General features: G+C 68.2%; 19 protein-coding genes. 10 read left to right on the top strand and 9 right to left on the bottom strand.

Features of this window, described 5'->3' with window-relative positions; translation table 11 throughout:
• Nucleotides 1-43 precede the first annotated feature (43 nt).
• Genes G7043_RS02555 through G7043_RS02545 form a run of 3 tightly spaced genes read right to left on the bottom strand, consistent with a single transcriptional unit; the run spans nt 44 to nt 1352 of the window.
• Nucleotides 44-406 (bottom strand): VOC family protein, encoded by a 363-nt coding sequence (locus G7043_RS02555; RefSeq protein WP_166043431.1) that lies wholly within the window; start codon nt 404-406, stop codon nt 44-46.
• Nucleotides 403-771: an SgcJ/EcaC family oxidoreductase gene (locus G7043_RS02550; protein WP_166043429.1), complete on the bottom strand. Its 369-nt coding sequence runs from the start codon at nt 769-771 to the stop codon at nt 403-405. The genes G7043_RS02555 and G7043_RS02550 overlap by 4 nt, the downstream gene beginning before the upstream one ends.
• Nucleotides 768-1352: a hypothetical protein gene (locus G7043_RS02545; RefSeq protein WP_207310529.1), complete on the bottom strand. Its 585-nt coding sequence runs from the start codon at nt 1350-1352 to the stop codon at nt 768-770. Before G7043_RS02545 ends, G7043_RS02550 begins: the two co-directional genes overlap by 4 nt.
• Nucleotides 1353-1438: 86 nt before the next feature.
• Here G7043_RS02545 and G7043_RS02540 point away from each other — a divergent pair, with 86 nt between their 5' ends.
• A complete protein-coding gene (locus G7043_RS02540) occupies nt 1439-2380 on the top strand; it encodes a LysR family transcriptional regulator (protein WP_166043427.1) in 942 nt (313 codons plus the stop codon).
• Here G7043_RS02540 and G7043_RS02535 read toward each other — a convergent pair.
• Both G7043_RS02535 and G7043_RS02530 read right to left on the bottom strand, forming a co-directional pair.
• Complete coding sequence (locus G7043_RS02535) at nt 2377-3540, bottom strand: PQQ-dependent sugar dehydrogenase (RefSeq protein WP_313887673.1); 1164 nt, start codon at nt 3538-3540, stop codon at nt 2377-2379. The genes G7043_RS02540 and G7043_RS02535 overlap by 4 nt on opposite strands.
• A gap of 10 nt (nt 3541-3550) precedes the next feature.
• On the bottom strand, nt 3551-4453 hold the full coding sequence (locus tag G7043_RS02530; protein ID WP_242641825.1) for an alpha/beta fold hydrolase: 903 nt from the start codon (nt 4451-4453) through the stop codon (nt 3551-3553).
• Nucleotides 4454-4481: 28 nt separating this feature from the next.
• Between G7043_RS02530 and G7043_RS02525 the strand changes: the two genes are divergently transcribed.
• From G7043_RS02525 to G7043_RS02515, 3 genes are all read left to right on the top strand, one after another.
• Entirely contained in the window at nt 4482-5396 is a 915-nt protein-coding gene (locus tag G7043_RS02525) for a 2-hydroxyacid dehydrogenase (RefSeq protein ID WP_313887672.1), read from the top strand.
• Between the two features lie 69 nt (nt 5397-5465).
• Entirely contained in the window at nt 5466-6203 is a 738-nt protein-coding gene (locus G7043_RS49750) for a DoxX family protein (RefSeq protein WP_166043421.1), read from the top strand.
• Nucleotides 6204-6212: 9 nt separating this feature from the next.
• On the top strand, nt 6213-6455 hold the full coding sequence (locus tag G7043_RS02515) for a hypothetical protein (protein ID WP_166043419.1): 243 nt from the start codon (nt 6213-6215) through the stop codon (nt 6453-6455).
• Here the strand turns inward: G7043_RS02515 and ilvD are convergent.
• The 3 genes from ilvD to G7043_RS02500 all read right to left on the bottom strand — a co-directional run bounded on the left by ilvD (nt 6452) and on the right by G7043_RS02500 (nt 9217).
• On the bottom strand, nt 6452-8296 hold the full coding sequence (gene ilvD / locus G7043_RS02510; protein WP_166043417.1) for a dihydroxy-acid dehydratase: 1845 nt from the start codon (nt 8294-8296) through the stop codon (nt 6452-6454). The genes G7043_RS02515 and ilvD overlap by 4 nt on opposite strands.
• 76 nt (nt 8297-8372) lie before the next feature.
• The gene (locus tag G7043_RS02505) at nt 8373-8798 is read right to left on the bottom strand and encodes a vitamin K epoxide reductase family protein (RefSeq protein WP_166043416.1); all 426 of its coding nucleotides are present in this window, start codon (nt 8796-8798) and stop codon (nt 8373-8375) included.
• A complete protein-coding gene (locus G7043_RS02500; RefSeq protein ID WP_166043414.1) occupies nt 8795-9217 on the bottom strand; it encodes a PH domain-containing protein in 423 nt (140 codons plus the stop codon). Before G7043_RS02500 ends, G7043_RS02505 begins: the two co-directional genes overlap by 4 nt.
• A 230-nt stretch (nt 9218-9447) precedes the next feature.
• Here G7043_RS02500 and G7043_RS02495 point away from each other — a divergent pair, with 230 nt between their 5' ends.
• The 4 genes from G7043_RS02495 (at nt 9448) to G7043_RS02480 (ending at nt 13169) form a co-directional block, all read left to right on the top strand.
• Nucleotides 9448-11280, top strand: coding sequence for an acetolactate synthase large subunit (locus G7043_RS02495; RefSeq protein WP_166043412.1), 1833 nt, complete (start codon nt 9448-9450; stop codon nt 11278-11280).
• On the top strand, nt 11280-11786 hold the full coding sequence (gene ilvN / locus G7043_RS02490) for an acetolactate synthase small subunit (protein WP_030467896.1): 507 nt from the start codon (nt 11280-11282) through the stop codon (nt 11784-11786). Before G7043_RS02495 ends, ilvN begins: the two co-directional genes overlap by 1 nt.
• 22 nt (nt 11787-11808) lie before the next feature.
• Nucleotides 11809-12822 (top strand): ketol-acid reductoisomerase, encoded by a 1014-nt coding sequence (gene ilvC / locus G7043_RS02485; RefSeq protein ID WP_166043410.1) that lies wholly within the window; start codon nt 11809-11811, stop codon nt 12820-12822.
• Nucleotides 12823-12905: 83 nt separating this feature from the next.
• Nucleotides 12906-13169 carry a DUF397 domain-containing protein gene (locus G7043_RS02480; RefSeq protein WP_166043408.1) on the top strand — a complete coding sequence of 88 codons (264 nt, stop codon included), beginning with the start codon at nt 12906-12908 and terminating at the stop codon, nt 13167-13169.
• Between the two features lie 602 nt (nt 13170-13771).
• On the opposite strand, the gene G7043_RS02475 is transcribed toward G7043_RS02480, so the two are convergent.
• Nucleotides 13772-14971 carry an HNH endonuclease signature motif containing protein gene (locus G7043_RS02475; RefSeq protein ID WP_166043406.1) on the bottom strand — a complete coding sequence of 400 codons (1200 nt, stop codon included), beginning with the start codon at nt 14969-14971 and terminating at the stop codon, nt 13772-13774.
• Between the two features lie 525 nt (nt 14972-15496).
• Between G7043_RS02475 and serA the strand changes: the two genes are divergently transcribed.
• Nucleotides 15497-17086, top strand: coding sequence for a phosphoglycerate dehydrogenase (gene serA, locus G7043_RS02470; RefSeq protein WP_166043404.1), 1590 nt, complete (start codon nt 15497-15499; stop codon nt 17084-17086).
• A gap of 242 nt (nt 17087-17328) precedes the next feature.
• Nucleotides 17329-20598 (top strand): S8 family serine peptidase, encoded by a 3270-nt coding sequence (locus tag G7043_RS02465; protein ID WP_207310700.1) that lies wholly within the window; start codon nt 17329-17331, stop codon nt 20596-20598.
• The last annotated feature ends 229 nt before the right edge of the window (nt 20599-20827 follow it).

Raw genomic sequence — 20827 nt, 5'->3', positions numbered from 1 at the left:
GGCACATTCATGGACCTGACGTCCATGAATGTGCCCCCCATGGTCAGTGAGCTGGGGGTGGCAGGAAGCCGTGGGCGGACAGGTCGAACCAGTTGCCCTCCGGGTCGATGGCGCGGTACTCGGCGAACGGGCGGTCGCCGCCGCGTAGGGCGGGGCGAGGTTCGAGGGTTTCCAGGTAGGGCTCGACGGAGTCGACGTGGAAGCCGAAGTGGTTGAAGCCGGTGGGGACGTCCCCGTCGAGGCGTTGCTGGATGAGAGCCAGGTTGACGTACCCGTCGGTGACGAAGTGACTGCCGTCCGGGTCGGTGTGGAACAGCTCCATCCCGAACCGCGAGGTGTAGAAGTCGGCCATCTCCTTCGCGTCCTGCACGACGAACGCGATGTGCCGCAACCGGGGCCTGGTCATGACTTTCCCTTCGGGATCATGTTGTGGAACGCGGCGATCTCCCACCCGTCCGCGCGCCGCACGACGACGGCCTGTGCGTGAGTGGTGATCCCCGCCGGGGCGATGGACGACGTGACGTGCACGACCGAGACGTCGTCGGTCAGCGGCCTGATCAGGCTGATCTCGGTGGTCAGCTTGGTGTCGCGGTACGGCCCGGCGAACAGCTGGCCGTGCCCCTGCGCCACGGCTCGCCGCCCGAAGAGCTCCTCGCCGCGCACGGTCACGAAGTCGACGTCCTCGGCGAAAACTGAAGCGAACGTCTCGCCGTCACCAAGGGCCCAGCCCTGCTCCATGCGTTGCCACAGCGAGTAGATCTGTTCGGTCATGAGTGGTTCATCCTCAACGGCAGGCGCAGGCACTCGGCGTCCCACGCGGCAAGCGAGTAGTAGAGGCCGCCGTGGCGGCGTTCGAGGTAACAGACGACGTTCACGGGCCATCCGCTGTTGCGGAACATGTGCTCGTCCATCGGCGTCGGGCTGTCGCTCAACGGCCGGTCGCGCTCGCACTCGGGACCGAGCCGGTGCCAGTCCGGGTGCAGGTGGATCGAGCCGAGAACGTCCAGACCGGCCGCATCGGCCGTGCGCGTGATCGTCAGCAGGTCGGCGGGATCGAGCCACCACGCCCGCACCGGGTTCTCGTACGCCGTGCCGAACCGCGGCACGATCGTCGACGAGAACTCCTCGCGTGCCGAAGGGTCGGTCAGGCGCGCGTTGCGACCGAACGCGACCTCCTGGACCACCGCCTCCGGACCCGCGTTGAGGCCGAGCAGCACCGCGAAACACGGCCTCGGTTCATCCTCGGTGATGAACGAGTATTCGGCGGACGCGGCCTCCAGAAACGTTTTCACAGCGCGGTCCGAAAACAGCACCGCCTCGGTGCGCGTCGGGCGCTCGGCCAATTCCATCACGTGAGCGAACGTATCGATACGCCCGAGTCTCACGCGAGAATCCGGAGGGTGTTGGGGCTATTACATTCAGCGATAACATCAGGCGCATGCGTCTCGAAGTGCGGCATCTCGAACTGGTCGTGGCGATCGCCGACTGCGGCAGTCTGCGCAAGGCGGCCGCACGCCTGCACCTCACCCAGCCCGCGGTGACGACGCAGCTCAAACGCATCGAGGACCACCTGGGCGGCGCGTTGTTCGTGCGCTCGGCCGACGGTGTGCGACTCACGCCGACCGGAGCGGATTTCGTGCAGGAGGCACGGTCGATGCTCACGCAACTGGTCACGCTGGAACGCGTAACGCGCCGTAACGCGCACAGTTCCGGCGCTCCTACCAGGCTCGCCGGAATCCCCGCCTATCACTTCGGACTACTCGTCGGGGCGTTGAAAGACAACGTGACGAGTCGCACCATCAAGGAGACCGGGACGCTCACCGCGTTGCTCACCACCGGCGAACTCGACATAGCCGTGCTGCGCCGATTTCCGGGAACTCCGCTTTCGCTACCGCCGAACGTGGGACATCGCCTGCTCACCCGCGAACCGCTGTTCGTCGGCGTGCCCGACCACCACCCGTACGCGAACGAGCCCGAGATCCCGCTCGAAGCCCTCGCCGACGACAAGTGGGTCATGCCCGAGCCGGACGACAGCGGCATGAACGCCCACTTCGCCCGCGAGTGCGCGGCGGCCGGGTTCGAACAGCGGATCGCGCACTTCAGCAGCGAGCCGCACGTCGCGCTGACGTTGATCAGGGAGTCCGGCGCGGTGTGCCCGCTCTACCCGGTCGGCGGCACCCCACCGGGCGTCGCCAGGCTGCCGATCACCGGGAACCCGCTGGTCCGCGAGGTCGTGCTGGCCTGGCGGCTCGACGCACCGGTCGCGGAGGAGATCGACGACCTGTGCGACCAGGTCGCGGCCGGGTACCTGAAGCTGGTGGACGAGAGCGAGGTCTACGCGCGCTGGTGGCGCACAGGTGGCGAAGCCTTCGCCACTTAGTCTTTACCGGGGATCTCGCTGTCCGAACGCACGATGATCGCGACCCTGTCGTCCGACGACACGGGCTGGCCACCGGCCTTGTTGACGGTGCCGACGAGCACGGCCGAGTCGTTGATCTGCTCCATCGGCCCGATCCGGCCGAACCCGGTGCCGTCCTCCTGGGTGGGGGTCGGCTTGCCGGTGAACGCACCGGATTCGTTCATCGGCAGGTTCTGGACGCTCGGCGTCTTGGCCGTGGCGACCCACAGCACGTTCGACAACGACGCGCAGCCCATCACGCCCGGCCGGTCCGGCCAGGTCCACGCGGCGTCACCGAGCTTGCCCGGGTTGACCCGGTAGACGGCGTCGTAGTTCGCCGACCAGTCCGTCACCCAGATCTTCTGGGTGTCCGCCGACACGCACAGGCCGCCGGGCTGGCGCAGTCCCGACGTGACGACGGCGCTGCCGGCCGTCGGGTTGCCCTGGGCGGGCTGGCCGGAGCCGTCGATGCGCAGCACCTTGCCCGCGAGCGAGGTCGGGTCGGCGGCCAGCGCCGGGTTGCCCGCGTCACCGGTGGCGACGAGGAGCGCGCCCTTGCGGTCGCTCGCCAGCGCGCCGCGGTTGCCGGACGGTCCCTTGGGGATGCCGGTGAGGATGGGCTTGGGGGTGTCACCGGGCGCGATGCGCAGCACTCGGTTGTCCGTCGCGGTCGTCACGTAGACGTACGCGAGCTGGTCCTCGGCGAACGTGGCCGACAGCGCGAGGCCGGTGAGCCCACCGTCGGTCGACGCGTCCACCTCGAACTGGGCGATCACGACCGGGTCGACGTCCTTGGTGACCTTGACCAGGCGCCCGCCGCGTTCCGTCGCGTAGGCCGCGACGCCACCCTTGGCGTCCGCGCCGATCGGGGCGACGCCGGTGACGGTGTTGAGACAGGTGGCGATCACCAGCGGGTGGTAGTCCTTGCACCCCTGCGGCGGCGGCACGCTCGTCTGCGGCTGGTTGCGGCCCTGCTCGCCCGGCGACGGCCGGAACTCGCCGGGCAGCTCGGGCTTCGGGCCCGCCTGCGGGGTCAGCTGTGGTTGCGCGCTCCAGCTCGTCGGTGCCGGCTCGTCGGGAAAGCTCGCACAGCCCCCTGCCAGTAGACAGGCGGCGGCCAACAACGCGATGGAACGAACCACGACTCCCAGGCTATGTGTGCGACCGTGAACCCGGGGTGAACGCCTCCGAAGTCGCGAAGTCGACGGCACGCACCCGGTCCAGCAGCAGGTCGAGCTCGGCCGAGACGGTTTCCGGTGCCTCCAACGGCAGGTAGTGGCTGCACGGCAACACCCTCAGCCGTGCCTGGGGCAGCTTGCCGACGGGACCGGACATGCTCTCCGTCGTCGCCAGCACGTCGTCGCGACCGGCGAGCAGTGTGACGGGGCACACGATCGGGCTGAGGTCCTGGCGCCGCGTCTCGCCCAGCGCGAGCGCCAGCGTGAAGTACCAGCGCCAGTCGTGCTGCAGGAACCGGCTGACCGCCTGCGTCACGGCCTCCGGGTCGCTGCTCGGCTTGATCACGCCGGTGTGCCGCAGCAGGAACGTCGTCAGGTCCGTCACCGGGACGCGGTGCAGCACGCTGTCCAGCAGCGGACCGGCCTGCTTGAGCATCCGCGTGCCCAGGGTGCCGACGAGCCGGCGGACGTTCTTGGGGATCACCGGCAGCATCGCGTCGAACGAGTCGCCCGGCGCGCCCGCGACGAGCAGCAGACCCGCCACCCGTTCCGGATGACGCAACGCGAGTTCGGCCGCGATCGTGACGCCCATCGACCAGCCCATGACGACGCACCGTTCGACGCCCGCGTCGTCCAGCACGGCGAGCGCGTCCGAAACGTGGTCGTCCAACGAGATGTTGCGCTCGTCGACTGGCCGGTCCGACCCCATCGTGCCGCGCATGTACCAGCTGAGCAGGCCGCCGCGGTCGGTCAGCGACGGCCACGACTCCGGTCCGGAACCCACGCCGGGACACAGCAGCACCGGCGGACCTTCGCCCGACGCCTGCCACGTCCGGATCTTCGTGCCATCCCACGAGATGACGTCGTGCTCCCGCATGACGGACATTCTGACGTACTTTGGCGTCGTGACGCTCACCGTGCTCGTGCCAGATGATTTCGGAGTTCAGGCGCTGTCTCAGGTGGACGGTGCCCGGCCGGTCCGCTACACGCCGGGGGAGCCGCTCCCGCCGGAAGGGACGGACGCCGTGGTCCTGGTGCCGAAGTTCCTCGCAGGGACCGATCCGCGCGACGTGTTCGCGCAGCTGCCGAACCTCAAACTCGTGCAGCTGCTGAGCGCGGGCGCGGAGAACTTCGTCGGCAAGGTGCCGGACGGTGTGATGCTTTCCACTTGTCGCGGAGCTCACGGCGGCAGCACCGCGGAGTGGGCCGTCGGCGCGTTGCTGGCTATATACCGAGACTTCCTCGTTTTCGAAAAGTCCCGCGTCGAGGGCCGCTGGGACTACCACCTCACGGACACCTTGCAGGGCAAGAAGGTTCTGATCGTCGGCGCGGGCGACCTCGGCGAGCAGTTGCAGCGGCGCCTCGAACCGTTCGACGCGTCGGCCGTGCTGGTCGGCCGCACCGCCCGTGACGGCGTGCGCGGCGTGGACGAGCTGCCGGCGCTGCTGCCGGAGTTCGACGTGGTGGTGATCTTCACGCCGATGACCGAGGAGACCAGGCACCTGGTCGACGCCGAGTTCCTGGCCGCGATGAAGGACAACGCGATCCTGGTCAACGGCGCCCGCGGCCCCGTGGTCGACACCGGTGCGCTGCTCGCGGAGCTGAATTCCGGGCGACTGCGCGCGGCCCTCGACGTGACCGATCCCGAACCACTTCCCGCCGATCATCCACTGTGGACCGCGCCGGGGTTGTTCCTCACCCCGCACGTGGCCGGATCCTGCACGGGGCATGTGCAGCGCGCCTACGCCATCGTGGCGTCGGAGATCGCGCGCTATGTTGCGGGTGAACGGCCGCGCAATCTCGTGAGTGGGAGCTACTAGTCCATCTGGGGCAACTCGGGCTGCCGTTCGGCCCTCGCGCGCCCGCGCGAGGCCCCCTAGCGTGCGGGCGTGGCTACTCACGACAAAGGCTCGACCACATCGAGCGCTTTCTCCGACGACTCGTTCTACTCGAGCAGCGGAGGGGGAGTGCACCACTTCGACGACAGCACGACCAGAGTCGGCGAAGGCGCCGGGTCGCCCTACGACTCGACGACGAGCGCGTTCGACACGACGGCTTACACGCCGCTGGACAAGTCCACTGTGGACAAGCCCGCGTTCGCGGACGAGGACCCGTTCGACGACGACCGCAAGAAGTTCGGCTGGACCGCCGGGCCGGACATCGGCCTGCTCGGGTTGCGCGCCGTGCTGGGCGGCATCTTCGTGCTGCACGGCCTGCAGAAGGTCTTCGGGCTCTTCGGCGGTCCCGGCATCAACGGCTTCGCGCAGTCGCTGGAGAAGATGGGCTACCGCGAGTCGGTCGTCCTCGCCTGGGTCACCGGCATCACCGAGCTCGCGGGCGGCAGCCTGCTCGTGCTCGGCCTCTTCACGCCCCTGGCCGCGGCGGGCCTGCTCGCGATCATGGCCAACGTCATCGCGCTGCAGTACAAGGGCGGCTTCTTCGGCCCCAACGGCGTGGAGCTGGAGCTGGCGCTCGCGGGCATGGCGTTCGCGGCGCTGTTCGCCGGACCCGGCCGGGCCGCGCTGGACTACAACCGCAGCTGGTTCCGCCACCCGCTGGCGGCCGGTTTCATCGCACTCCTGCTCGGAGCGGGCGGTGCGGCGGTGACGTACTTCGTGTTCCGGTAGGAAACCCCTGTGCGGAAGAACCTGACGGGAGCGCTGCTCCAGCTCGCTCTGCTGGTGATCGGGATTCCGGTCGTCTACCTGGTGGCGTTCCCGTTCGGTCTCACCGCGAAGTCCCTGCTCCCGCCGCTCGGCTTGCTCGCAGGCCTCGTGGTGAGCGGCATCATGGTCAAAAGAACGAGCCAGCCCGTCAGCGGACCGCTGACGGGCTGGCTCGTGTTCGGCGCCTGTCTGGCGCTTGCGCTTGTTCTTTAGCGGCTCGGGTCGCGCACCGCGCCCGTGGACGCATCCGTCGCCATCCGCGCGTACGCCCGCAGCGCACCCGTGACCGGACGGATCCGGTCCACCGGCTGCCACGGCCGCTCGGAGGCCTCCATCTTGGCGCGGCGCTCGGCCAGCACCTCGTCGTCCACCAGCAGCTCGAGACGCCGCTCGTGCACGTCGATCAGGATCCGGTCGCCGTTCTCGACGAGACCGATCGTGCCGCCGCCCGCCGCCTCCGGCGAGATGTGGCCGATCGACAGGCCCGACGAACCGCCGGAGAACCGGCCGTCCGTGATCAGCGCGCACTTCTTGCCGAGGCCGGAACCCTTGAGGAACGCCGTCGGGTGCAGCATCTCCTGCATGCCGGGGCCGCCGGACGGGCCCTCGTAGCGCACCACGAGCACCTCGCCCGCCTGGATCTCCTTGTTCAGGATCGCCGACACGGCCTGCTCCTGGGACTCGACGACGCGCGCCGGGCCCTCGAAGTGCCACAGCTCCTCGTCGATGCCCGCGGCCTTGATGATCGCGCCGCGCTCGGCCAGGTTGCCGCGCAGCACGGCCAGGCCGCCGTCACGCGTGTAGGCGTGCTCGTTGTCGCGGATGCAACCGCCGGCCGCGTCGGTGTCCAAAGAGGACCAGCGGTTCGACGTCGAGAACGCTTCAGTCGTGCGCACACCACCGGGAGCGGCGTGGAAGAGCTCGACAGCCTCCGGCGACGGGTTCTCCGCCCTGATGTCCCACTTGCCGAGCCACTCCGCGAGGGTCGGCGTGTGCACCGACGTCACGTCGTCGTTGAGCAGACCGGCGCGGTAGAGCTCGCCCAGCAGCGCGGGGATTCCGCCGGCCCGGTGCACGTCCTCCATGTGGTAGTCGGAGTTCGGCGACACCTTGGACAGGCACGGCACGCGGCGGGACAGGTCGTCGATGTCCTGCAGCGTGAAGTCGATCTCGCCTTCCTGCGCGGCGGCGAGGATGTGCAGCACGGTGTTCGTCGAGCCGCCCATGGCCATGTCGAGCGCCATCGCGTTCTCGAACGCCTTGCGGTTCGCGATCGACCGCGGCAGCGCCGACTCGTCGTCCTCGCCGTACCAGCGCCGGCACAGCTCCACGACCACGCGACCGGCATCGGAGAACAGCTCGCGGCGCGCGGCGTGGGTGGCCAGCGTCGAACCGTTGCCCGGCAACGACAAACCGAGAGCCTCGGTCAGGCAGTTCATCGAGTTCGCGGTGAACATGCCGGAGCAGGAACCGCACGTCGGGCACGCGGAGCGCTCGACCTCGCTCAGCCCCTCCTCGTTCACGGCGGGAGAGGCCGACGCGGAGATCGCGGTGATCAGGTCGGTCGGCGCGACGGCGACGCCCTCGACGACGACGGCCTTGCCGGCCTCCATCGGCCCGCCGGACACGAACACGACGGGGATGTTGAGCCGCATCGCCGCGTTCAGCATGCCGGGGGTGATCTTGTCGCAGTTCGAGATGCAGACGATCGCGTCGGCCTGGTGCGCGTTGACCATGTACTCGACGGAGTCGGCGATGATCTCGCGGCTGGGCAGCGAGTAGAGCATCCCGCTGTGGCCCATGGCGATGCCGTCGTCGACCGCGATGGTGTGGAACTCGCGCGGCACGCCACCCGCCTCGCGCACGGCCTCGGCCACGATGTCGCCGAGGTCCCGCAGGTGCACGTGACCCGGCACGAACTGCGTGTAGGAGTTGGCGATCGCGATGATGGGCTTGCCGAAGTCGCTGTCCGTCATGCCGGTCGCACGCCAGAGCGCGCGAGCACCGGCTGCGTTGCGGCCGTGCGTGGTGGTGCGAGAGCGGAGCTGAGGCACTGCTCCTCCAGATTCAGTTCAAGAAGAATGCGCGCGGGACGGCCGGGTTAGGCGTCACCAGTCTGGGAGCGGTGCCTCAAAGGTTACTCGTGCGCAGACTCGCCGAGACCAGCAGACAGGCCAGCGCGAGCGTGATGACGTGCACAACCGTGCACCACAGACAGATCTTGCCGATGATCAGGATCTCGGCCGCGACCAGGTACACGACCATGAGCACGCCGACGCCGATCGCGCCCAGCCGCACCCACTTCAGCGCGTCGATCCGCCACGCGAACGGGAGGCAGATCACGGTGAGGAACGCGAAGAACGCCAGCCCGAGGAACGCGACGGGGATGCCGAGGAGCTCCGACTGGTCGCTCGTGGTGACGGTTTCGCAGTCGATCACCGCGTCCGCCGAGCACAGCAGCGCGTTCGCGTCGAAGTGCGTGTACGTCAGATAAGCCGAGGTCAGCAGGCCTGCGATGGACAGCAGCAGGCTCAGCAGCGGAACTCGTTCGATCACTTCTCCGACTCTACGGACTCTTCCTCCGCGGACTCCGCAACCTCTTCTTCAACGATCGTCGGGTCGGGCACGCGGCCGCCACTGACCAACGACAACGCCGGCAGGTGCATGAACCGCACCGCGGGCAGCGTCACCTCGGTGTCGTCCTCCTTGACCGCCTTGAGCCAGCCCTTCTGGACCAGGCGGATGGACTTCACCTCGGACCACTTCAGCGTCGTGGTGCTGAACACACCTCGCGCGACGAGTTCCTCCTCCGTGACCGTCGTGCGGTTGCGGACGACCCAGTACGCGTAGCCGAGCGGCAGAACGTAGAGCGCTTGCAGCCCCGGAGCGAGCCACGCCACAGGCGTCACGCAGATGGCGATCAGACCCGCCGCGAGCAGCGCCGTCGCCGGGATGCGAAAGACCAGCTTCTTCACTCGAAGGATTGTTCCACGTCCACGATCCGGGAATTCCGTCCCGCAGAGTTGACGCCCTCTTGCCAGAGGGGATAACGTCCGCTTCATGCAGCGCACGCTCGTTCTCGTACTTCTCAGGCGCGTCGACGCCTGAGCCGAACAGCCTGCGTCGACGCGCGACCCTCGCACGACCCAACTTCGGGTTGTCGAGGGTTTTTTCGTGTCCGGACCCCGATACCCACGAGGCAATGATGACCAGCGCACCATCGCGACAGGCTTCCGAGCCCACGTCGCCACGTCCAGGTCCGCGGCCCAAACCGGCCCCGCCGACGGGCGCACCGATTCGTGTAACCGGTGCTCAGTCGCTCGTCCGGTCCCTTGAAGCGGTCGGCTGCGAAGTGGTCTTCGGCATTCCCGGCGGGACGATCCTTCCCGCGTACGACCCGCTGCTGGACTCCACGAAGGTCCGGCACATCCTCGTCCGCCACGAGCAGGGCGCGGGACACGCGGCGACCGGATACGCGCAGGCCACCGGCAAGGTCGGGGTCTGCATGGCGACCTCGGGACCGGGTGCGACCAACCTCGTCACCCCGCTCGCGGACGCGAACATGGACTCCGTGCCCGTCGTCGCGATCACCGGCCAGCAGTCGCGGCCGCTGATCGGCACGGACGCCTTCCAGGAGGCGGACATCTGCGGCATCACGATGCCGATCACCAAGCACAACGTCCTCGTGACCGACGCCGCGGAGATCCCGCGGGCGATCGCGGAGGCGTTCCACATCGCGGCGACCGGCCGACCCGGCCCGGTCCTCGTCGACATCCCCAAGGACGTGCTGCAGGAGCAGACCAGCTTCTCGTGGCCGCCCGAGCTGCGCCTGCCCGGTTACCGGCCGACGACCCGGCCGCACGGCAAGCAGGTCCGCGAAGCCGCCAAGCTGATCGTCAACGCCCGCAAGCCGGTGCTGTACGTCGGTGGCGGTGTGATCAAATCCGACGCCCACGCCGAGCTGTTGCGCCTGGCGGAGGACACCGGCATCCCGGTCGTCACCACGCTGATGGCGCGCGGCGCGTTCCCCGACTCGCACGAGCAGCACCTCGGCATGCCCGGCATGCACGGCACCGTCGCGGCCGTCGCGGCGATGCAGAAGTCGGACCTGCTGATCGCCCTGGGCGCCCGGTTCGACGACCGCGTCACCGGCCAGCTGGGCTCGTTCGCGCCGGACGCGCAGATCATCCACGCCGACATCGACCCGGCCGAGATCTCCAAGAACCGCCGTGCGGACGTCCCGATCGTGGGCGACTGCAAGGAGATCATCACCGAGCTGATCGACGCGGTCCGCACCGAGCGCGACGCGGTCAAGGCCGTCGACCTCACGCCGTGGTGGGACACGCTGAACTCGCTGCGCGAGACGTTCCCGCTCGGCTACGACTGGCCGGAGGACGGCACGCTGTCCCCGCAGTACGTCATCGAGCGGATCGGTCAGCTGTCCCCGGCGGACACGATCTACACCGCGGGCGTCGGCCAGCACCAGATGTGGGCCGCGCAGTTCGTGAAGTACGAGCACCCGCGCACGTGGATCAACTCCGGCGGCCTCGGCACGATGGGCTTCGCCGTCCCGGCCGCGATGGGCATCAAGGCGGGCGAGCCCTCGCGCACCGTGTGGGCGATCGACGGTGACGGCTGCTTCCAGATGACCAACCAGGAGCTCGCCACCTGCGCCATCGAGGGCCTGCCGGTGAAGATCGCCGTGATCAACAACGGCAACCTCGGCATGGTCCGGCAGTGGCAGACGCTGTTCTACGGCGAGCGGTACTCCAACACGGATCTGGGGACGCACAAGCACCGCATCCCAGACTTCAAGCTCCTGGCGGAGGCACTCGGGTGTGCCGGTCTGCGCGCCGAGTCGCGCGAGGAGGTGGACGAGGTGATCGCGAAGGCGCTGGAGATCAACGACCGGCCGGTCGTGGTCGACTTCGTCGTCGGCAAGGACGCCCAGGTGTGGCCGATGGTCGCGGCGGGCACCGGCAACTCCGAGATCATGGCCGCCCGCGGCATCCGCCCCCTGTTCGACGAGGATCTGTGATGACCAGGCACACGCTGAGCGTTTTGGTCGAGGACAAGCCCGGTGTGCTCGCACGCGTCGCCGGCCTGTTCTCCCGCCGCGGCTTCAACATCGAGTCGCTCGCGGTCGGCCGCACCGAGTACCCCGACATCTCCCGCATGACGATCGTGGTGTCGGTCGACGAGCTGCCGCTGGAGCAGGTGACCAAGCAGCTCAACAAACTCATCAACGTCATCAAGATCGTCGAGCTGGAGCCCACCGCTTCCGTTCAGCGGCAACTGGTGTTGATTAAGGTTCGTGCGGACGCGACGGTGCGGTCGCAGGTCCTCGAAACCGTTCAGCTCTTCCGCGCGAAGGTCGTCGACGTCTCGCCCGAGGCCGTCACGATCGAGGCCACGGGCACTTCTGAGAAGCTCGACGCCTTGCTGCGCATGCTGGAGCCCTACGGGCTTCGCGAGATCGTCCAGTCCGGCATGGTCGCCATCGGCCGTGGCGCTCGTTCCATCACCGCCACCGCGGTGCGATAAGAAGTTCTAGAGAGGAAATACCGTGAGCGTCGAGATCTTCTACGACGACGATGCCGACCTGAGCATCATCCAGGGCCGCAAGGTGGCCGTGATCGGCTACGGCAGCCAGGGCCACGCCCACGCGCTGTCCCTGCGCGACTCGGGCGTCGAGGTCCGCATCGGCCTGCAGGAGGGCTCCAAGTCCCGCGCCAAGGCCGAGGAAGAGGGCCTGGAGGTCGGCACCCCGGCCGAGGTCTCCGCGTGGGCTGACGTGATCATGATCCTGGCGCCGGACACCGCCCAGCGCCACATCTACGCCAACGAGATCGCCGCGAACCTCAAGGAGGGCGACGCGATCTTCTTCGGCCACGGCTTCAACATCCGCTACGGCCTCATCACCGCACCGTCCGGTGTGGACGTCGCCATGGTCGCCCCGAAGGGCCCGGGCCACCTGGTCCGCCGCCAGTTCGTGGACGGCAAGGGCGTGCCCGCTCTCATCGCCGTCGAGCAGGACGCGTCCGGTGGCGCGCAGGCCCTGGCGCTGTCCTACGCCAAGGGCATCGGCGGCACCCGCGCCGGCGTCATCAAGACGACGTTCAAGGAAGAGACCGAGACGGACCTCTTCGGCGAGCAGGCCGTCCTGTGCGGCGGTGCCTCGGCGCTCGTCCAGGCCGGCTTCGAGGTGCTGACCGAGGCGGGCTACGCCCCCGAGGTCGCCTACTTCGAGTGCCTCCACGAGCTCAAGCTGATCGTCGACCTCATGTACGAGGGCGGCATCGCCCGCATGCGCTACTCGATCTCCGACACGGCCGAGTACGGCGACCTGACCCGCGGCCCGCGCGTCATCACCGCCTCGGTCAAGGAGGAGATGAAGAAGATCCTGGGCGAGATCCAGGACGGCACCTTCGCCTCCGAGTGGGTCGGCGAGGACGACAACGGCCGCGCCAACTACAAGAAGCTGCAGCAGGAGGGCGAGAACCACCCGATCGAGGCGACCGGCAAGAAGCTCCGCGACATGATGTCGTGGGTCGACCGCCCGATCACCGAGACCGCCTGAGTCTTTCCTCATGGGAGGCCCGCGGCGCGCGTGTGACGCGCCGCGGGCGTTTCCGCTCTTTTGGATGCGCTAACTTCTGTCCCATGACCGAAAGTGCGCCGATCTACGACGACAAGGCTCACGTGCGAGGCAACCTCGACCTCCGCGCCGCGGAGTGGAAGCGCCCGCCGGAGCCCGAACCGGAGGACGGCCACGTCGAGATCGCCTTCGTGCCGCACACCGACGGCGCCACCTACGTGGCCATGCGCAACTCCAAGCAGCTGGAACCGGTCCTCGTCTTCACGATGGCCGAGTGGGACGCTTTCGTAGCGGGCGCCAAAGACGGGGAGTTCGACGAGCCCTGGTGAGCAGCCCCAACCCTGCGAACCGATCGCGCGACCGCGGCCCCCGACCGGCCCGCACGTCACTCCCGACGACACGATCCGCGCGGCGACGTGCGCCGGTGGCCGCGATCAACTCTTCTGCCGTCACGAGCACGCCGGTCCGGAGCTCCTCGACCGTGGAGAAGTGCCGGACGGACGTCCCGCGGAGGTCCTCGCGGAATCCGGTCCTGAGTTCTGTCAGGCGCGTCATGAGCGGAAGCTAGCAAGGCGCCGAGGGCCTGGTCAGCCGGTTTTCGCGCGGGGTGGGCTGGCGAGGGTTCCAGCGGAGGGGTCGCCTGGCTTGCGTCGGGTCGCCTTGCGTGGGTGGTTGCGTGGGCGGGTTGACGGGCCGGATCCATTTATCGCCGCTTCGCGACGATTGTGATTGGGGCTGACTTCGGGGCCCTCGCGTGGCGCTTATCGGCCTTCAAAAGCCGGGCATAGAGAGCCCGGCCGATCCGAACACGGTAGCACCTCGCACCCAAAGTCAAGCCCCAATCGCGCGATGGTCACCTTATGACCGCTTGCCCAGCGCGACAAAGAGGAAGACGGCTCGCTTCGCTTCGCCACGACATTACCCGTGGCGATCAGACGGCGGCATGGAGAAGATTTCTCCGAGGCTTGCGATCTTCGTCGAGCCAGCGGGGAGGATAGAACGTGGGGATGCCATGCTCCATTGTCACGTCCCATTCACTTTGGTGGATGAGCGTGTGATGGTGGCGGCACAGTAGGACGGCATTGTCGACTGACGTGTCGCCGCCGTCCGACCAATGACGTACGTGGTGGCCGTCGCATTGTCTGGGTGGTATGCCGCAGCCAGGGAAAGCGCAGCCGCGATCTCTGGCGACGAGGGTCCGGCGGATTCCAGCGGTGAAGGTGCGGGTCTTGCGGCCGATGTCCATCGGCTGCGACTTCGCCCCCAACAGCAGCGGGATGATGCCCGCGCTGCACGCCAGCTGACGGACCTGCTCGGCCGGGAGGCGCTCGCCGTTGTCCAGCGTCGCCTGACCGACCTGCCCGGCCAGGTCGTCGTAGCGCATGGTCACCGTGAGCGTGACCGGCTCGCCACCATGTTCGGGCAGCTGGTCAGCACGCAGCATCAGATCGACCAGCTCGGCCAGCGCATCGCCCTCGCGTTCGGCCCGTGGCCGCAGGTTGGGGCCGTCCTGGATGGTCTCGGGGTGTGGCTTCGCCAGGGGATCGAGCAGCGCCTGGTACTTGGCACCGGTGACCGTGTCCAGCAGTGCCTTGATCTCCAGCATGCCGTTCTTCCAGCTCATCACATGCTGGTTGACCTGCGGCGCGGGTTCAGGATCGCGAGGCTCGGGGTCGTCCTGGTAGAGCCGGTAGGCCAGTTCCTTGCCGAACGCGCGCACCGCACTGGGCTCATGCTCCCGAGCGAAGCCCACCACGGAGTCTTCGGCCTCGGCAGGCAGCGCCTTCGTGACCTCGGCGACCACCGCGACATGCTCGACCGACAGCACACCCTCGGCCGCAGCAGAAGCAGTCACCGGAAGTTCAGGAGCGAGCTCACTGCCGGTCGGCGTGATCTCGCTACTCAGCATTCCGGCGTTCGCGACCCATTTCTTGGCCGTGGTGAGATCCCAGCGGACCGCGTGCCGCAACACCTGCGGCAAATTCTTGTACCCGATCTCGCTCGCAGCCCCACGCCGATCCAACTCGGCAATCATCTGCAAGACAGCATTCTCACGAACCCGGATTTCCTTCACCTCGTCGACGAGACTGCGCAGCAGCTCGCCGGTGGGGAGGAGTCGGGTTTCGATCACGTGTTCTACTTTACCGCAAGATCACGACAAGATAACGCCCAAAGGCGACCACAATAGGGTGAACCGCGCTGGCCAAGCGGTCATGACGCAACCACTGCGCGATTGGGGCTTGACTTTGGGTGCGAGGTGCTACCGTGTTCGGATCGGCCGGGCGCTCTATCAGCCCGGCTTTTACAGGCCGATGTGCGCCTCGCAAGGGCCCCGAAGTCAAGCCCCAATCGCAATCGTCGCGAAGCGGCGATGAAATGACCCGGCCGTCAACCCGCGCACGCAACCGCCCACGCAAGGCGACCCGACGCAAGCCAGGTGTCCACCCGCTCAATCCGCCCCCAACGGCAACCAGCGCACACCGCGTCCCACCCCCCAAGACACCGCGAGTGACCTGAGCCACCCGCCAAAGGCCCTGGCAAGCCCCCTGTCTATGCTCGTTAACAGTCCGGACACATTGCGGTGCCCGGTCGGCGCGGGTCAGCCGCCTCGACCACGCCCGCGCCCCACGATCCAACCGTTCTGGGAGCGATGTCCGTGACCAACACGAGCCGACCTGTTGTCCTCATCGCCGAGAAACTCGCACCGTCCGTTCTGGACGCTCTCGGCGACGGCGTGGAAGTGCGCCACGTAGACGGCACCGACCGCCCGGCCCTCCTCGAAGCCGTCGCGGACGCGGACGCCCTGCTCGTCAGGTCCGCCACCCAGGTCAACGCCGAGGTGTTCGCCGCCACCCGCAAGCTCAAGGTCGTCGCCCGCGCGGGTGTCGGCCTGGACAACGTCGAGGTCCCGGCGGCCACGGCGAACGGCGTGATGGTCGTCAACGCGCCCACGTCCAACATCGTCAGTGCCGCCGAGCACGCGGTCGCCCTCCTGCTCAGCGTCGCGCGGCAGATCCCGGCCGCGCACGAGACGCTGCAGAACCACGAGTGGAAGCGCAGCAAGTTCAACGGCGTCGAGCTCAACGGCAAGACGGTCGGCGTGGTCGGCCTCGGCAAGATCGGCCAGCTGTTCGCGCAGCGCATCGCCGCGTTCGGCGTCGAGCTCATCGCGTACGACCCGTACGTGTCCGCCCAGCGCGCCGCCCAGCTCGGCATCGAGCTCGTCACCCTCGAGGAGCTTCTCGAGCGCGCGGACGCCATCAGCATCCACCTCCCGAAGACGCCGGAGACCAAGGGCCTGATCGGCGCCGAGCAGCTGGCCAAGGCCAAGCGCGGCGTCATCATCGTCAACGCCGCCCGCGGTGGGCTCATCGACGAGGAAGCCCTCGCCGAGGCCGTGAAGGAAGGCCAGGTCGGCGGCGCCGGCATCGACGTCTTCTCCACCGAGCCGACCACCGAGAGCCCGCTGTTCAACGTGCCGGGCATCGTCGTCACGCCGCACCTCGGCGCGTCCACGGCCGAGGCGCAGGACCGCGCGGGCACGGACGTCGCGAAGAGCACCATCCTCGCGCTCGCCGGCGAGTTCGTGCCGGACGCCGTGAACGTCCAGGGCGGCGCGGTCGGCGAAGAGGTGCGTCCCTACCTGCCGCTGGTGCAGAAGCTCGGCACCGTCCTCAGTGCACTGTCGCCGAAGGCCCCGACCAGCGTCACCGTCGAGGTCCGCGGCGAACTGTCCAATGAGGACGTCGAGATCCTGCCGCTGGCCGCGCTGCGCGGGGTGTTCTCCAAGGTCGTCGAGTCGCAGGTGACGTTCGTGAACGCGCCGAGCCTCGCCGCGGACCTGGGCGTGAACGTCGAGCTGGTCAAGGAGACCGAGAGCCCGAACCACCGCAGCCTCGTCACGGTCAAGGCCGTGCACGCGGACGGTGGCACGTTCAGCGTCTCCGGCACGGTCAGCGGCATCGCGCAGGTCGAGAAGCTGGTGAACATCAACGGCCGCAACTTCGACCTCCGGGCCGAAGGCACCGTGCTGCTGCTGGAGTACCCGGATCGTCCGGGTGTCATGGGCACGGTCGGCACGCTGCTCGGCGAGGCCGGCGTGAACATCGAGGCCGCGCAGATCAGCCAGACCGGCGCGGACGCCGTGATGGTGCTGCGCGTGGACCGCCCGGTGGACACCGCCGTGCTCGACCCGATCGGGGCCGCTGTCGGCGCCCGCACGGTCCGCTCTGTCGACTTCGGATAGTCACGACAAACCGGGAAGGGGACGGCAAAGTCCCCTTCCCGTGGCTATCGTCGTTCACAACGAAGTCGTAACAGGCAACTATCTGTAGAACATATTCATACTTTCGGGGCAGTCGCAGACACGCGATCAGGGATTAGCGTCCCCACGAGGTTGACCCGGTGCCGTAGAGGGCGCGGCACGTTTGCATTCGGGTCGGAAGCACACACCTCGGTTGGGGCAACGTTGTGAAGAGACGATCGAGTCTGGTGGTGTTCTCTGCCATCACCACACTGCTGATCGCACCCGCCACGGCACAGGCGCAGGGCGAGACGCTCGCGCAGCCGGTCAAGGGTGCACACGGGCTGGACGCGAAAGCGTTGCAGCTCAAGGTTTCTCCCAGGCTGAACTCCGTCGGCAAGGTCACCGCGTTCGTCGCGCTGGACCGCAAGCCGGCCGTCGACGCGTTCGACGAGAAGAAGAGCCAGGGCAAGGAGGTCGCGAAGCAGGCCGCCAAGCAGGCGAAGACCGACGTGGCGGCCACGGTCGACCAGGTCGTCGGCCAGCTCAAGGCCGCGGACACCTCCACCAAGGAGGTCTACCGCACCTCCAACGGTGTTCCCGGTGTCGTCGTGAAGGCGGACGCGCAGAAGATTCGCGAACTGGCGCAGCGCCAGGACGTTCTCGCCGTCTACCCGGTCGTGCCGAAGAAGCGCCAGAACTCGAACGCCGTCCAGCTCACCAGGACGCTCAACGTCTGGCAGCAGTACGGCAAGCTCGGTGACGACGTCCGGGTCGGCATCATCGACACCGGCGTGGACTACACCCACGCGAACTTCGGCGGTCCGGGCACGGTCGACGCGTTCCGCGCGGTCAACCCGCGCGCGGCGGACCCGAACTTCCCGACCGCGAAGGTCGTCGGTGGTTACGACTTCGTGGGCGAGGAGTACGACGGGGCGAGCACCGACCCGGCGGTCAACACGCCGAAGCCGGACCCGAACCCGATCGACTGCAACGGCCACGGCTCGCACGTCGCGGGCACGACGGCCGGTTTCGGTGAGAACGCCGACGGCAGCACGTTCAAGGGCGACTACACCAAGCTCGACGCCGACAAGCTCAACGCGATGAAGATCGGCCCCGGCACCGCGCCGAAGGCCCTCATCTACGCGCTGAAGGTCTTCGGCTGCGACGGTTCGACCAACGTCACCTCGCAGGCGCTCGACTGGTCGCTCGACCCCGACGGCGACGGCGACTTCTCCGACCACCTCGACGTGGTCAACCTGTCGCTCGGCTCCGACTACGGCGCCCCGGACGACCCCGACAGCCTCTTCGTCAAGAAGCTGTACAAGGTCGGCGTCATGCCGGTCTTCTCCGCGGGCAACGGCGGCGACCTCTACGACATCGGCGGCTCGCCGGGCAACACGCCCGAGGCGCTGACCGTGGCGTCCGTGCGCGACTCGTTCGTGCTGCGGGACGGTGCCGTGGCCAACGACAAGGCGCAGCCCGGCCAGTACAGCCAGAACTTCACCGGCTACCTGGGCTACGACAAGACCCGGCCGGTCGTGAAGCTGACCCAGGCGGGCAACCTCGACGGCTGCCAGCCGATCACCGAGAACCTCGCCGGCAAGTTCGTGTGGCTGGAGTGGGACGACAACGACGCGTCGCGCCGTTGTGGTTCCGGTGGCCGTACCAACAACGCGCAGGCCGCGGGTGCCGAGGGCGTGGTGCTCTCGTCCACTCTGAACAACTTCAACGCGGGCATCGCGGGCAACGCGACCATCCCGGTGTTCCAGTTCACCGGCGACGCCACCAACCAGGTGCGTCCGCTGCTGGACGCGGGCACGCTGAACGTCCGCATGGCGGGCGTCCTGCGCACCACGGTGCCGACCTACGACCAGTCCATTTCGGACACGCCGAGCTCGTTCACCAGCCGCGGCACCCGTGGTCAGTCGATCAAGCCGGACGTCGCGGCGCCCGGTGACACGATCTCGTCGACCGCCGTCGGTTCCGGCAACGACCGCTCGGTGATCTCGGGTACGTCGATGGCGTCCCCGCACGTCGCCGGCATCGCCGCCCTGGTGCGCCAGACGCACCCGGAGTGGACGCTGGAAGAGGTCAAGGCCGCGATCATGAACACCGCGGGTGCGGACGTGCAGCAGGACGGCAAGACCTACGCCCCCAACCGCGTCGGCACCGGCCGCGTGGACGGCAAGTCCGCGATCGACAACCAGGTCCTGGCCTACGTCGAGGACGACCCCGGCTACGTGAGCGCGAACTTCGGCGTCGTCGAGGTCGCCAAGCCGGTCTCGAAGAGCAAGACGATCAAGATCGTCAACAAGTCCACGAAGGCCGTCGAGTACAAGCTCGGCTACACGGCCGCCACGTCGATCCCCGGCGTGAGCTACGTGCTCTCGCAGGACAAGGTGAAGCTGAGCCCGCGCGGCGTCGCGAAGGTCAAGGTCACCCTGAAGATCGACGACCCGAAGGCGCTGCGCAAGACGGTCGACTCGACCGTCCAGGCCGACCAGCTCGGCGTGCCGCGTCAGTTCCTCGCGGACGCTTCGGGGCGCGTGACGCTCACGCCGACCGCCGGTGCCACGGTGCCGCTGCGTCTGTCGGTCTACTCGGCGCCGAAGCCGGTGGCGGACATCAAGACCGCTTCCAGCCTCAAGTTCCGGGGCAAGGACACGCAGTCGATCCTGAACCTGACCGGCAAGGGCGTCGACCAGGGCACCGGTGCGCAGGCCTACCGCTCGCTGATCAGCGTGCTCGAGCTGCAGGCCCAGTCGCCGAAGCTGCGCGACTGCAAGCGCAACGTCACCGAGAAGTGCGCGCTCAACGAGACCGCCAAGGGCGGCGACCTGCGTTACGTCGGTGCGGCCTCCACGGCCCCGCTGGCCAAGGCGCAGGGCAAGCCCGAGGAGGCGCTGCTCGCGTTCGGTGTCGCGACGTGGGGCAACTGGTACAACCTCGGCGTCAACACCGTCCCGTTCATCGACATCGACGTCGACGGTGACGGCACCGCGGACTTCGAGACGTTCGCGACCCGCATGACCGACACCGACGTGCTGGTCGCGTCCACGACGAACCTGAAGACGGGCGAGACGGTCGACATCCAGGGCGTCAACGGCCTGTTCGGCGACGTCGACTCGAACGTCCAGGACACCAACGTCGTCGTCCTGCCGGTGCTGCTGACGGCGCTGGGCATCGACCCGACGAAGGACACGTCGCGGATCTCGTACGTCGCGGGTGTCGGCGGCTACTACCCGGCGCCGGGCAACGCGAACAAGCTGATCGACGTCATCGACCGCAACCTGTCCTACGACCCGCTCAAGCCGGGCCTGTGGGTGCAGGGCGGCGGCGACGCGGCGCTCTCGTACCTCGCCAAGCCGGGCACCGCGCTCGTGGTGAACAAGGACGAGGCCGCGCTGAAGGCCGACAAGTCCGACGGCCTGCTGGTGCTCAACCACCACAACGCCAACGGTGACCGCGCGTCGGTCGTCCTGGTGAAGTCGAGCGGACGCGGGTCCTACTAGGTCCGATGTTCGAGCCGGAAGCCCGGTCCCTTCGCGGGGACCGGGCTTCTGTCCGTTTTCGGGCCGGTCACAGGGTGGGACTGGCAGCCGTCACCCCTTGACGCGACCCCGTTCCTGCGATCGAGTGACACCCGAAAGTGCGGAATGGGCCGTGTGGGTGTCCCGCAGTACGGGAGAGAACACCCCGAAGGGGTGTCCGGCATGCGGCGAGTGGCCGTGATGCCGGTAG

Origin of the sequence: Lentzea alba (assembly GCF_011067745.1) — a bacterium.
GTDB lineage: Bacteria > Actinomycetota > Actinomycetes > Mycobacteriales > Pseudonocardiaceae > Lentzea > Lentzea alba.
The sequence above is the reverse complement of the archived record's forward strand: the minus strand, read 5'-3'. Positions and strand labels throughout refer to the sequence as shown.